The organism is Streptomyces plumbidurans, assembly GCF_019857225.1.
Taxonomy (GTDB): Bacteria; Actinomycetota; Actinomycetes; order Streptomycetales; family Streptomycetaceae; genus Streptomyces; species Streptomyces plumbidurans.
In genome coordinates, this window is the sequence record NZ_JAFJSY010000107.1 from 16,893 (window position 1) to 29,194 (window position 12,302).

Below are 12,302 nucleotides of genomic sequence, written 5' to 3' on the forward strand. Positions count from 1 at the left end.
CCGGACCCTTCCCCTGAAGTGAGACTCGGGGCATGGACGTCACCCGTACCCGTGCCCTGCGGCTGCTCGCTTCCGGGGCCGCGCTGTGCTGCTTTCTCGCCCTTGCCTCCGGCTGCTCCAGCCCCTCCTCCGGGAGCGAGCGGGACGCGTCGGTCACCCGGGCCGCGCAGGCCGCCGCGCCGATGACGGCGAGCGACCTGGAGAGCGACTACCAGAAGGTGGTCAAGGACGTACTGCCGTCGGTCGTGCAGATCCAGGCCGGCGACGACCTGGGGTCGGGCGTCGTGTACGACGACAAGGGTCACATCGTCACCAACGCGCATGTCGTCGGTGACCAGAAGACCTTCCAGGTGTCGACGGCGGGCAGCGAGGACACGCTCACCGCCCGGCTCGTCTACTCGTATCCGGACCAGGACCTCGCGGTCGTCAAGCTGGACAAGGTGCCCGGCGGGCTGAAGGCGGCCGCCTTCGCGGACTCCTCGAAGGTGGAGCTCGGGCAGATCGTGCTGGCGATGGGCTCACCGCTCGGGCTGTCGTCCAGCGTGACGCAGGGGATCGTCTCGGCCACCGGACGGACCGTCACCGAGAACCGGTCGGGCGGGGGTACGGGAGCGACGATCGCGAACATGGTGCAGACGTCCGCGGCCATCAACCCGGGCAACAGCGGCGGCGCCCTCGTCAACCTGGACGGACAGGTCGTCGGCATTCCGACGCTCGCGGCCACCGACCCGAACCTGGGCAACAGCGCGGCGCCCGGCATCGGGTTCGCGATCCCCTCGTCGATGGTCAAGACGGTCGCCGACCAGATCGTCAAGAACGGCAAGGTGACGGACTCGGGCCGGGCCGCGCTCAACATCACGGGCCGCACGGTCGTCGACGACCAACTCCGGCCCGCCGGGGTCGCCGTGGTCGAGGTCAAGAGCGGCGGGGCGGCCGACAAGGCGGGCCTCCGGGCCGGGGACATCATCACCCGGCTGGGTGACACGGACATCACCACGATCACCTCCCTGTCCGAGGCGCTGGCGGCGGAGCAGCCCGGGGACAGGACGTCGGTGACGTACACCCGCAACGGCAGCGAGAAGAAGGCGGACGTGACGCTGGGCGAGCAGTGACGAGCGGCGTGACGGGCAGTTACGTGCGGTGACGAGCGGTGGAAGACGAGGAGGGCGGCCGATTCACGGCCGCCCTCCTCGCGTCCCTCATCCCTCGTCCCTCGCCCTATCCCTCGTCCGAGTGCAGGCTCATCGGCCCGTAGATCTCGGCGGCGTCCTCGTACAGCCGCACCTGGTCCGCGCCGCCCTCCTTCAGGGCCTTCCAGTGCTCCCCGATCCATGACTCGGCGTCCCCCTGCGTGGTGAACTCCTCGGGCTGGACCGAGGGTTGGACCTCCGCCCCGTCGGCCTTCTCGAACCGCCACGTCCATGCAGCCATGTACGCCTCCCGTGTCTGAGCACCTGCAGAGCAGAAGCCGGATCTTGGTCCGGCTCCTGTCCGAAGCCTAGTCGGACGGGCAGCACCTGCGCAGACACGCGAAAATCACATCCGTGGAAGTGACTCTGCTCGGCACAGGTGCCCCCGCGGGACTGCCCCGCCCCGACTGTCCCTGCGCTGCCTGCGCGAGTGCGCTCGGCTCGCATGCGCGGGCGGCGACCGCCGTCCTCGTGGACGGAACGCTGCTGCTGGACCTGACCCCCGGCGCCGCGTTCGCGGCCGCACGCGCCGGGCATTCGCTGGGTGGCGTACGGCAGGTGCTGCTGTCGCATCCGCACGACGGCCCGCCCGTCGAGGTGCCCGCGGGGCTGCCGCAGCCCGGGCGGGTGCCGGACGGGCGGGAGTTGGCGCTGCTGACGGGGCATCGGGTGCGGGCGGTGGCGATGGACGCGCCGGGCACCGGGTACGCGGTGACCGGGCCGAACGGGCGGCGCCTGCTGTATCTGCCGCCCGGGGGTGCGCCGGCCGGGCTGGAGAACGGGTCGGCGGAGACGTACGACATGGTGTTCGCCGACGTCGTGGGCCGCCCCGACGCGCTGGCCAAGCTGCGCGCGGTGGGGGCGCTCGGGCCCACCACGGACGTCGTCGCCGTCCATCTGGACCACGACGTGCCGCCGGGGCCGGAGTTGCGGCGGCGGCTGGCCGCCGCGGGGGCGCGGGCCGTGCCGGACGGGACGACGCTGGTCGTGGGGGTGTACGAGAGCGTGCCCGACGTGCCGCGGCGGACGCTGGTGCTGGGCGGCGCCCGGTCGGGCAAGTCGGTGGAGGCGGAGCGGCGGCTCGCGGCCTTTCCCGGTGTGCTGTACGTGGCGACGGGCGGCACCCGCGGCGGCGACACCGAGTGGGCCGCACGGGTCGCCGCCCACCGGGAGCGGCGCCCGGGGTCCTGGCGGACGGACGAGACCTGCGACCTGGTGCCGCTGCTGGCCGGGGACGGGCCGCCGCTGCTCGTCGACTGCCTGTCGCTGTGGCTGACGGACGCGATGGACTCCGTCGGGGCGTGGGACGACGCGGAGTGGGCGAGCGGCGGGGAACGCGCGCTGCGGGAGCGGGTGCGCGAGCTGACGGAGGCCGTGCGGACCACCCGCCGCACCCTGGTCGCCGTGTCCAACGAGGTCGGGTCGGGCATCGTACCCGCCACCGCCTCCGGCCGCCGCTACCGCGACGAACTCGGCCGTCTCAACGCCGCGTTCGCCGCCGAGTGCGAGCAGGTGCTGCTGGTGGTGGCAGGACAGGCACTCGTACTACGCGGCTGATGGCCCCCGCCGGGCGATGACCCGCCAGGTGCACGGTCGCCGTCTCCGACGAGGTCAGGTCGGGCCTCGTACCCGCCACCCCCTCCGGCCGTCGCTACCGCGACGAACTCGGCCGTCTCAACGCCGCGTTCGCCGCCGAGTGCGAGCAGGTGCTGCTGGTGGTGGCAGGACAGGCGCTCGTACTACGCGGCTGATGGCCCCCGCCGGGCGATGACCCGCCAGGTGCACGGTCGCCGTCTCCGACGAGGTCAGGTCGGGCATCGTACCCGCCACCACCTCCGGCCGCCGCTACCGCGACGAACTCGGCCGCCTCAACGCCGCGTTCGCCGCCGAGTGCGAGCAGGTGCTGCTGGTGGTGGCGGGACAGGCGCTGGTGCTACGCGGCTGACGGGCCGCGCCGGGCGATGATCCGGCAGGTGTACGGGAGCCGGTCCAGGGTGTGGCGGCTCGTCGTCACGATCGTGCAGCCCCGGCCTTCGAGCTGTCCGCGCAGGGCGTGTGCCTCGCGGGGCTCGGTCTCCACCAGGAGGAGGCCGCCGGGGCGCAGCAGTGTGAGGGCGGCGGGGAGTTCGGCGCGGGGGTCGGGGGCGGGCGAGCGCCGGTCCAGGAGCGTGACGACGTCGTAGCGGCCGCGCAGGATGGTCGTGATGTGCGGGTCCGTCACATGGCCCGCGTACGCCTCCTCGACGTGTTCGAGGTGGCGGGCGTAGGCGATGCGCGGACCGGGGTCGACGCCGTCGATGGAGGTGTACGGGAAAAGTCTTCGTGCCGTGCGGGGGAAGCGCGCGTCGCCCGTGCCCACGTCCAGCCAGCTCTCCGGCTCGGGCAGCAGCCGCAGGATCGCGCGGGCCGCCGAGCGATGGCGGCTGTACCGGCCGAGGTCGCTGACGCGGGTGCGCAGGCTGTTCATGACGGCTCCCGAGGACGTACGACAATCCGCTGCAAACCGGAACGTATGGGATCGCGATCAAGGGAGCAACGACGTCGGGTGCGCGTGGTGCCCATGTGGCGCTGTCCTGTTCGAGCGGTGGCGGTACTGTTCGGCGAATGAGCTCGCTTAATCTCGACGACTTCACCGATCTGATCGAGCGTCCGGACGGCGGGGTGCGCCGTGACGCCGAGGCGCGCAGGGAGCGCCAGATCGTGCCGCCCGGATCGCTGGGCCGCCTCGACGACCTGGGTGAGTGGCTGTCCGCGGCACAGTCCGCCGTGCCGGTGCGGCCGATCGAACGCCCGCGGGTGGTGCTGTTCGCCGGCGACCACGGGGTGGCCGAACTGGGCGTCTCCGCCCGGCCCGCGGGCACCGCCGGGCGGCTGGTGCGGGACGTCCTGGAGGGCGGCCGTCCGGTGTCGGTGCTGGCCCGCAGGCTCGGCGTGCCGGTGCGCGTCGTCGACATGGCCCTGGACTGCGACCCCGCGGAACTGCCCGAGGAGGTCGTACGGCACCGGGTGCGGCGCGGCAGCGGCCGTATCGACATCGAGGACGCGCTGACAACCGAGGAGGCCGAGGCGGCGTTCCGCGCGGGTGTCGCGGTGGCCGACGAGGAGGCCGACTCCGGTACGGATCTGGTGGTGCTCGGCGATGTCAGCGTGGGCGGGACGACGGCGGCCGGCGTACTGATCGCCGGACTGTGCGGGACCGACGCCTCGGTGGTCACCGGTCGGGGCGGGCTCGCCATCGACGACCTGGCGTGGATGCGCAAGTGCGCGGCGATCCGGGACGCGCTGCGCCGGGCGCGGCCCGTGCTGGGCGACCAACTGCAGCTGCTGGCGACCGTGGGCGGAGCCGATCTGACCGCGATGACGGGCTTCCTGCTGCAGAGCGCGGTGCGCAAGACGCCGGTGATCCTGGACGGGGTCGTGGCGGCGGCCTGCGCGCTGGTGGCGCAGCGGATCGCCTTCCGCGCACCGGACTGGTGGCTGGCGGCGCACGACAGCGGGGAGCCGGGGCAGGCCAAGGCCCTGGACCGGATGGCGCTGGAGCCGCTGCTCTCGCACGGCGTGACCGTGGGCGAGGGCGCCGGGGCGCTGCTGGCGCTGCCGCTCGTCCAGGCCGCGGCGGCACTGGCGGCGGAACTGCCGGAGGAACCCGAGCAGCCGGATGCCTCCGACGATGAGAAGGACGCGAAGGGCGAGACGGACGCGGAGGACGCGCAGGCCGGGGCGGAGGAGATCGGTTAGGTCCGCACAACGCGCCGAAAGTCGACCGACCGCAGACCAAAGATGGACGGGTTCATCAGGGCATCGCCCATATGATCCTCATCCATGGGAGATGCCCGAATTGCCTCGCGGCGTGCCGCCGCATTCGCCGTCTGGTATTTGCGGGCCGTCGCGTTCGTCAACTTTCTCAGTGCCGTGTGGGTGTCGCTGGGACAGGACGTGCGGCGGCACAACCAGGAGAACCTCTTCACGCCGTATCTGCTGACCGCGGGCTTCGCCTCGGGCGTGTTCACGGCCTTCCTGGCCATCACCATGCGGCGCCGCAAGCGTGCCGCATGGATCCTCAACCTCGCCCTGGCGGGCCCGTTCCTCGGGCTGTTCGGCTTCGCGATGGTGTTCCCGGAGATCCGGCAGTACGCCCAGAACTGGATCTCGCTCGCCCTCACCGCCGCCTTCGTCGTCGCCCTGCTGGCCGGGCGGCGGGAGTTCTACGCCAAGGGCGACCGCTCGAACCCGAAGCTCGCCGCCGCGGTTGCGGTGGGCGGCACACTCGTCGCCTCGATGCTCGCGGCGCTGCTGGTGACGGTCACCAACGAGGCGGCGGACGCGGCCCGTTCGACGTTCCTGGAGCGCTGGCGCTACGGCACCTTCCGGCTGGTCTCCATCGCCGTCGACGAGTCCCACTTCCCCGGCGTGTCCGCGCCGAACTGGGTCAACGTCGCCATCAACGTGCTCAGCACGGTCCTCGTCCTCGCCGTCTTCTACGCCGCCTTCCGCTCCCGGCGCGCCGTCGACCCGCTGACCGAGGACGACGAGAAGCGGCTGCGGGAACTGCTGGAGCGGCAGGGCGAGCGGGACTCGCTCGGGTACTTCGCGCTGCGGCGGGAGAAGAGCGTGGTGTGGTCGCCGACGGGCAAGGCGGCGGTGGCGTACCGGGTCGTCGGGGGTGTCTCGCTGGCCTCCGGCGACCCCCTCGGTGATCCGGAGGCGTGGCCGGGCGCCATCGAGCCGTGGCTCGCCGAGGCGCGGGCGCACGGGTGGATCCCCGCGGTGATGGGGGCGGGCGAGGAGGCCGGGACCGTGTACGCGCGGCACGGCCTGGACGCGCTGGAGCTGGGCGACGAGGCGATCGTGGAGGTCGCCGAGTTCACCCTGGAGGGGCGGGCCATGCGCACCGTGCGGCAGGCCTACAACCGGGTGAAGCGGGCCGGGTACGGGGTGCGGATCCGGCGGCACGAGGACATCCCGGCCGACGAGATGGCGTATCTGCTGCGGCGCGCGGACGACTGGCGCGACGGGGCCACCGAGCGCGGGTTCAGCATGGCGCTGGGCCGGCTCGGGGACCCCGAGGACGGGCGCTGCGTGATGCTCGAATGCACCGACTCCACAGGTGAGTTGAGGGCGCTGCTGTCGTTCGTGCCGTGGGGGCCGAAGGGACTCTCGCTCGACCTGATGCGGCGTGACCGGGACTCCGAGAACGGGCTGATGGAGTTCATGGTGCTCGAACTGCTGCGCCGCGCCCGGGACATCGGCATCACCCAGGTCTCGCTGAACTTCGCGATGTTCCGGTCGGTCTTCGAGCGCGGGGCGCGGCTGGGGGCCGGGCCGGTGCTCAGGCTGTGGCGCTCGCTGCTGAGCTTCTTCTCGCGCTGGTGGCAGATCGAGTCGCTGTACCGCGCCAACGCCAAGTACCGGCCCATCTGGGAGCCGCGGTTCCTGCTCTTCGAGAAGAGCGCGGATTTGCCTCGTATCGGCTTCGCGTCGGCGCGGGCGGAGGGGTTCCTGGGGGGCCTGTCGTCGGATTCCCGTCGTCCGCCCGGAGGGCGGGCCGCGCGGCGTCTGGTGCGTGCGATCGCAAGGCGCCGGAGCGCCGTCGTGGCGGAGTCACGTCGGTGGTTCGGCAACGCGGCGAGCGTGCGTGCCAGGCGTCGCGCGGCAGGCGGGAATCCGACGACAGGCCCCGCGGCACCGGGGCTGCCGAAGTGGCTGCATCGCAAGCACCTTCAGACGCACAGGTGACGCCGCGGACGACGCACAGATGAGGAGCGTCCGGATGAACACCCTCGCCCGCCGGGCCCGTGCCGAATGGGGGCCGCTGTACGTCACGGTGCGCGAGGCGCTGGCCGAGCGGCGGCTGCGGGCGGTCGCGATGACGCTCGGGGCGGTGGTGCTGACGGCGGTCGTGCAGATCGTGCAGAACCAGTCCTGGGGCTTCGGGCTGGTGCAGGACAGCGGATCCGTGCGGGCCGAGGACCCGCTGTGGCCGGCGCTGCTGCGCACCCCGCTGTCGCTGTTCGTCCCGGCGCTCGACCTGCCCGTGTGGGGTGCCCTCGCGCAGGTCCTGTTCGTCTTCGGCATCGCGGAGATCTGCCTCGGCCGGTGGCGCACCCTCCTGATCGCCTACGCCGCCACGCTCGCCGGAACGCTCTACGCGCGGCTGGGGATCCGGCTCGGTTTCGACCACCCGCTCGGCCTGCCCGCCTCGGACGCCCTGGTGGTCGACACCGGGCCGTCCGCCGCCGTCGTCGGCCTCGCCCTCTACGTCGCCTGGCGCTTCGGCGCCCGCTTCACCGCGGGCGCGGTGGTGGCCGCCATAACGATCGAGGTCCTCCTGAAGGGCAACCTGGCCGGCAAGGAACACCTCGCGGCGATCGCGGCGACGACGGTGCTCATCGGCGTCTCGGCGCTGCGCGACCGCCGTCGACGGCGGCGGCGCCGCCGTGACCGGAGTCAGCGCGGAGGCAGGGCCGGAGTCGGAGTCGGCTTGCCGCCGATCCAGTCCTGGAACCTGCGGCGGGGGCCGCTCCAGCGGCGGTCGTGGTGGTACGCGCGCAACACGGACTTGGCGCGGGCGCGCGGGCGTCGGCGGTAGAAGCGTCTGGCCCAGGGGGAGCCGGGGCGGGCGACGCGGACGAGGCCGATCAGACCGACGAACGGGACGATCACGCTGAAGATGGCCATCCGGGCCTTGCCCTTGCTCAGAACGGCCAGCGAGAACAGGAAGTTGACGGCCACGGTCGAGATCACATTGCCCCGGTCCTGCAGTTCCGCCCGGCCCATGTCGTTGACCCCGAAGGGCGAGAACCCCGCGAGCATCAGCCCCACGAGGGCCGCCGTGAGGACGACGACCTCGACGCTCTTGCGCCCTTCCTCGCTCCAGTAGACGTCGTCGAGATGCAGGATCAGGGCGAACTCGTCGAGCACCAGCCCCGCCCCCATGCCGAAGACGACCGCGAAGCAGGCCGCGCCGAACCCGTGCCGGCTGCTGGCGACCGCGCCGAAACCGCCGAGGACGGACAGGACGACGCCGGGCACCACGTGATGGATGTGCACCCCGCCCGCCTTGACGTTGCCGAAGGGACCCTTGCCCGCCCGGATGAGCCGCGTGACGACCCGGGTGATCAGGAACGTCAGCACGAACGCGGTGAGCGCGAGCAGCAGCGGCAGCTTGCCCGGCTCGATGATGTTGCGCTGCAACCAATGTCCCATATGCGCACTGTATCCAGGGTGCTCGCGGCCCTCCCCCTGACCGCCGGGTAACCTGCGCCGGTGCCCGAACCCTCCACGACCTCCTGGCAGCACGGCCTGCGCTTCGCCTTCGGCACCCTCACCGTGCTGCCGGTGCCGGTGACCCGCTGGGACCGCGACGCCGCCCGCGGCGGCATGCTCTGCGCCCCGCTCGCCGGGCTCGTCGTCGGGGCCTGCGCGGCCCTTTCCGGTGTGGTGCTGCTGGCGCTCGGCGCGAGCGCCCTGCTCGCCGCCGTCGCCTGCGTCGCCGTACCCGCCGCCCTCACCCGCGGTCTGCACCTGGACGGGCTCGCGGACACCGCGGACGGCCTGGGCAGCGCCAAGCCCGCCGAGGACGCCCTGCGGATCATGAAGCAGTCGGACATCGGCCCGTTCGGGGTGATCACGGTCGTCCTGGTCCTGCTCGCCCAGGTCGCCGCCCTGGCCCAGGCCTACGGCGACTCCTGGGCCCGGGGCGTGCTCGCGACCGTCGTCTCGGCGACCGCCGCCCGCCTCGCGCTCACCCTGGCCGCCCGCGACGGAGTGCCGGCCGCCCGCCCCGAGGGACTCGGCGCGGCGGTCGCCGGTGTCGTACCGGTGCGGGCCGCCACCGTCACGGCAGTCGTCGTGACCGGGGCGGCCGCCGCCGGGGGTGCGCTGGTCGGGGCGTACGACGTGATCCGTACGGCGGTCGCGGTCCTCGCCGCGCTCGGCGTCGCCGAACTGCTGCTGCGCCACTGCGTCCGCCGCTTCGGCGGGGTGACCGGCGATGTGTTCGGTGGGCTGGCCGAGACGGCCGCGACGGTTTCGCTCCTGGTGGTGTCACTGGGGCAGTAGTCTCTTCGGCCGTACGGACACGAGAATGTGATCGGGGGACGTTCGTGCCGAAGCTTCGCCGTGCCACGGCCTGGTTCATCGACTTCGCACTGGTGCTGGCGCTGGCCGCCGCGCTGGCCGTGCTCACCTTCCACCGGATCTCCGCGCTCGTCGCGGACGTACCCGAACTCGCCACCCGCGGCGGCCTCGACCTGCTGACCTCGCGCGGCGACGTCATCTCCGCCTCCGAGGGCCTGGGGCTGTCGCTCTGGGACAAGTCGGTGCTCTATGTGGAGCAGGCCTTCGGGCTGCTGATCGTCGCCACCTTCCTCTACCAGTGGGGCTGCCTCTCCCTGGCCGGACGCACCGTGGGCAAGGGGCTCCTCGGCCTGAAGGTCACGCCGAGCGTGCCGCGCCGGGCAGCGGTGCGCGCCCTCGTCACCACGGCCGCGGACATCGCCGTCTACGCCGTCGCCTGTGTGCTGCTGGTCGAGGGGGAGTTCCTGCTGTCGGTCGCCGTGTGGGCGCTGGCCGTCGTCGTCTTCCTCTTCAACGCGCTGCCGGTCTTCTCCCCCACCCGCCGCTCCCTCGCCGACCGGCTGGCCGGCACGGCGGTCACCGGACTCGGGATCCGCATGCCCATGGTGAAGGGCGGCAGCCATGAGTGAACGGGCGCACGCGCGTAGGCTCGTGCGAAGTGTTCGCCGCACCGGGGAGGGCCCCGCTGAGACCGCACCCTCGGGTCGGTCCTAGGGTCGGCTGTCGGGCCCGGTCGACCCACACAGATCGACCAAGGAAACTTCACATCGGAAGCGAGAATTCACCACCGTGACTGCTCTGACTCTCAGCACCGCCGCGGCGTCCGGCCTCCGGGCCGACGCGATCGTGATCGGTGTGGCCAAGGGTGCGAAGGGCCCGGTCGTGGCGCCGGGCGCCGAGGCCGTGGCCAAGGCCTACGACGGCAGCCTCGCCGGCGTCCTGGAGACCCTGGGCGCGTCCGGCGCCGAGGGCGAGGTGACGAAGCTGCCCGCACCCTCCGGTTTCAAGGCCCCGCTCGTGGTGGCGGTCGGCCTCGGCCCGGAGCCCGGCAAGGACGCGGACGGGGCGGGCTTCGACGCCGAGGCCCTGCGCAAGGCGGCGGGCGCCGCCGCCCGTGCCCTCACCGGTGCCAAGAAGGCCGCCTTCGCGCTGCCCGTCGAGGACGCCTCCGACGTCGCCGCTATCGGCGAGGGCGTGCTGCTCGGCGCGTACTCCTTCGACACCTACAAGGAGGCCGCGCCGAAGACCGCGCGGTCCGGCAACGGCAAGGCGCCGCTCGCCGAGGCCGCCCTGCTCGGCGCCAAGCCCCGCGACAAGGAGCACAAGGCGGCCGTCGAGCGCGCCACCGCCGTCGCCGAGGAGCTCAACCGCGCCCGCGACCTCATCAACACCCCGCCGAACGACCTCGATCCGGCCGCCTTCGCCGCCATCGCGCAGGCCGCGGCCAAGGAGCACGGCATCAAGGTGCAGGTGCTCGACGAGAAGGCGCTGGAGAAGGGCGGCTACGGCGGCATCCTCGGCGTCGGCGTCGGATCGGCCTCGGGCCCGCGGCTGGTGAAGCTGTCGTACACCTCCTCCAAGGCCAAGAAGCACCTCGCCTTCGTCGGCAAGGGCATCACCTACGACTCGGGCGGCATCTCGCTCAAGCCGGCCGGCCACAACGAGACGATGAAGTGCGACATGAGCGGTGCGGCGGCGGTCTTCGCGGCCGTGGTCGCCGCCGCGCGCCTCGGCCTGGAGGTGAACGTCACCGGCTGGCTGGCGCTCGCCGAGAACATGCCGTCCGGCTCCGCTACCCGCCCCGGCGACGTGCTGCGCATGTTCAGCGGCAAGACGGTCGAGGTCCTCAACACCGACGCCGAGGGCCGGCTGGTGCTCGCGGACGCGCTGTGGGCCGCCTCCCAGGAGAAGCCGGACGCCATCGTGGACGTCGCGACCCTGACCGGCGCGATGGTGCTGGCGCTGGGCAGCCGGACCTTCGGGATCATGGCGAACGACGACGCGTTCCGCTCCGCGGTGCAGGAGGCGGCCGAGGAGGTCGGCGAGCCGGCCTGGCCGATGCCGCTGCCGGAGCACCTGCGCAAGGGCATGGACTCCCCCACCGCCGACATCGCCAACATGGGCGAGCGGATGGGCGGCGGACTGGTCGCGGGCCTCTTCCTGCGCGAGTTCGTCGGCGAGGGGATCACCTGGGCGCATCTGGACATCGCGGGCCCGGCCTTCAACGAGGGCGGACCGTTCGGATACACCCCCAAGGGCGGCACGGGCACCGCGGTGCGCACCCTGGTCCGTCTCGCGGAGCTGACGGCCTCGGGCGACCTGGGCTGATGCGTGAATGAGAGAGGGGGCTCCGCGCGCGGGTAGGGCGGAGCCCCCTCCTTCATCCGGCCGGTGCCCGGACTTTTCCGGCCGGTTCGGGGACTTTTCCGGCCGGTGCTCAAACGAACGTGGGACGTCTCACACACCGGCCCGGCGTCTCGTTCACCCCCGACAAGTGCGAAGATGGGCCACGGCAGGACAGGGCCCCCACCACAGGGCCGAAGAAAGAGCGGCCGGACACCAGCCGCCGACCGGTCACCGCTGACCGGCGTGGCGCACATGCATGGAGGACGTGACGTGGCGAACGACGCCAGCACCGTTTTCGACCTAGTGATCCTCGGCGGTGGTAGTGGCGGTTACGCCGCGGCCCTGCGCGGGGCGCAGCTGGGCCTGGACGTCGCCCTGATCGAGAAGGACAAGGTCGGCGGTACCTGCCTGCACCGGGGGTGCATCCCCACCAAGGCCCTGCTGCACGCGGGCGAGATCGCCGACCAGGCCCGCGAGAGCGAGCAGTTCGGCGTCAAGGCCACCTTCGAGGGCATCGACGTCCCCGCCGTCCACAAGTACAAGGACGGCGTCATCTCCGGCCTGTACAAGGGCCTGCAGGGACTCATCGCCTCCCGCAAGGTGACGTACATCGAGGGCGAGGGCCGGCTGTCCTCCCCCACCTCCGTCGACGTGAACGGCCAGCGGGTGCAGGGCCGCCACGTACTC

Annotated in this window: 11 protein-coding genes and 2 pseudogenes; 10 read left to right on the forward strand and 3 right to left on the reverse strand. The window is 72.6% G+C overall.

The window, feature by feature from the left end; all coding sequences use genetic code 11:
* The first annotated feature begins 32 nt into the window (after positions 1–32).
* Positions 33–1,112 carry a S1C family serine protease gene (locus tag JYK17_RS37245; RefSeq protein ID WP_222812128.1) on the forward strand — a complete coding sequence of 360 codons (1,080 nt, stop codon included), beginning with the start codon at positions 33–35 and terminating at the stop codon, positions 1,110–1,112.
* A 106-nt stretch (positions 1,113–1,218) separates the two neighbouring features.
* On the opposite strand, the gene JYK17_RS37250 is transcribed toward JYK17_RS37245, so the two are convergent.
* On the reverse strand, positions 1,219–1,431 hold the full coding sequence (locus JYK17_RS37250; RefSeq protein ID WP_016435767.1) for a hypothetical protein: 213 nt from the start codon (positions 1,429–1,431) through the stop codon (positions 1,219–1,221).
* A gap of 113 nt (positions 1,432–1,544) precedes the next feature.
* On the opposite strand from JYK17_RS37250, the gene JYK17_RS37255 reads away from it, so the two are divergent.
* From JYK17_RS37255 to JYK17_RS37265, 3 genes and pseudogenes are all read left to right on the forward strand, one after another.
* On the forward strand, positions 1,545–2,747 hold the full coding sequence (locus tag JYK17_RS37255) for a bifunctional adenosylcobinamide kinase/adenosylcobinamide-phosphate guanylyltransferase (protein WP_222812129.1): 1,203 nt from the start codon (positions 1,545–1,547) through the stop codon (positions 2,745–2,747).
* A gap of 44 nt (positions 2,748–2,791) precedes the next feature.
* Positions 2,792–2,941, forward strand: a pseudogene (locus tag JYK17_RS41355) (bifunctional adenosylcobinamide kinase/adenosylcobinamide-phosphate guanylyltransferase); the annotation flags it as partial.
* 26 nt (positions 2,942–2,967) lie between these two features.
* Positions 2,968–3,135: pseudogene (locus JYK17_RS37265) on the forward strand (bifunctional adenosylcobinamide kinase/adenosylcobinamide-phosphate guanylyltransferase); the annotation flags it as partial.
* On the opposite strand, the gene JYK17_RS37270 reads toward JYK17_RS37265, so the two are convergent.
* Positions 3,124–3,657: a class I SAM-dependent methyltransferase gene (locus tag JYK17_RS37270; protein ID WP_108016084.1), complete on the reverse strand. Its 534-nt coding sequence runs from the start codon at positions 3,655–3,657 to the stop codon at positions 3,124–3,126. The pseudogene JYK17_RS37265 and the gene JYK17_RS37270 sit on opposite strands and share 12 nt — an antisense overlap.
* A gap of 137 nt (positions 3,658–3,794) precedes the next feature.
* Here JYK17_RS37270 and cobT point away from each other — a divergent pair, with 137 nt between their 5' ends.
* Together cobT and JYK17_RS37280 are read left to right on the forward strand one after the other, a co-directional pair.
* Positions 3,795–4,928, forward strand: coding sequence for a nicotinate-nucleotide--dimethylbenzimidazole phosphoribosyltransferase (cobT, locus tag JYK17_RS37275; RefSeq protein WP_128803281.1), 1,134 nt, complete (start codon positions 3,795–3,797; stop codon positions 4,926–4,928).
* 84 nt (positions 4,929–5,012) lie between these two features.
* The gene (locus JYK17_RS37280) at positions 5,013–6,926 is read left to right on the forward strand and encodes a phosphatidylglycerol lysyltransferase domain-containing protein (RefSeq protein WP_261996563.1); all 1,914 of its coding nucleotides are present in this window, start codon (positions 5,013–5,015) and stop codon (positions 6,924–6,926) included.
* Between the two features lie 711 nt (positions 6,927–7,637).
* Here JYK17_RS37280 and JYK17_RS37290 read toward each other — a convergent pair.
* Positions 7,638–8,396 carry a hypothetical protein gene (locus JYK17_RS37290; RefSeq protein ID WP_108016082.1) on the reverse strand — a complete coding sequence of 253 codons (759 nt, stop codon included), beginning with the start codon at positions 8,394–8,396 and terminating at the stop codon, positions 7,638–7,640.
* Positions 8,397–8,456: 60 nt separating this feature from the next.
* Between JYK17_RS37290 and JYK17_RS37295 the strand changes: the two genes are divergently transcribed.
* The 4 genes from JYK17_RS37295 to JYK17_RS37310 form a co-directional block, all read left to right on the forward strand.
* Positions 8,457–9,251, forward strand: coding sequence for an adenosylcobinamide-GDP ribazoletransferase (locus JYK17_RS37295; protein ID WP_222812130.1), 795 nt, complete (start codon positions 8,457–8,459; stop codon positions 9,249–9,251).
* 44 nt (positions 9,252–9,295) lie between these two features.
* Complete coding sequence (locus JYK17_RS37300) at positions 9,296–9,898, forward strand: RDD family protein (protein ID WP_108016080.1); 603 nt, start codon at positions 9,296–9,298, stop codon at positions 9,896–9,898.
* A 160-nt stretch (positions 9,899–10,058) separates the two neighbouring features.
* Positions 10,059–11,597 (forward strand): leucyl aminopeptidase, encoded by a 1,539-nt coding sequence (locus JYK17_RS37305; protein ID WP_108016079.1) that lies wholly within the window; start codon positions 10,059–10,061, stop codon positions 11,595–11,597.
* A gap of 288 nt (positions 11,598–11,885) precedes the next feature.
* On the forward strand, positions 11,886–12,302 hold a 417-nt coding region (locus tag JYK17_RS37310; RefSeq protein ID WP_222812131.1), incomplete at its 3' end, for an FAD-dependent oxidoreductase.

Coding starts and splice junctions, on each gene's coding strand:
- JYK17_RS37280 (WP_261996563.1), top strand. CDS start 5,013: ATGGGAGATGCCCGAATTGCCTCGCGGCGTGCCGCCGCATTCGCCGTC.
- JYK17_RS37270 (WP_108016084.1), bottom strand. CDS start 3,657: ATGAACAGCCTGCGCACCCGCGTCAGCGACCTCGGCCGGTACAGCCGC.
- JYK17_RS37290 (WP_108016082.1), bottom strand. CDS start 8,396: ATGGGACATTGGTTGCAGCGCAACATCATCGAGCCGGGCAAGCTGCCG.
- JYK17_RS37245 (WP_222812128.1), top strand. CDS start 33: ATGGACGTCACCCGTACCCGTGCCCTGCGGCTGCTCGCTTCCGGGGCC.
- JYK17_RS37250 (WP_016435767.1), bottom strand. CDS start 1,431: ATGGCTGCATGGACGTGGCGGTTCGAGAAGGCCGACGGGGCGGAGGTC.
- cobT (WP_128803281.1), top strand. CDS start 3,795: ATGAGCTCGCTTAATCTCGACGACTTCACCGATCTGATCGAGCGTCCG.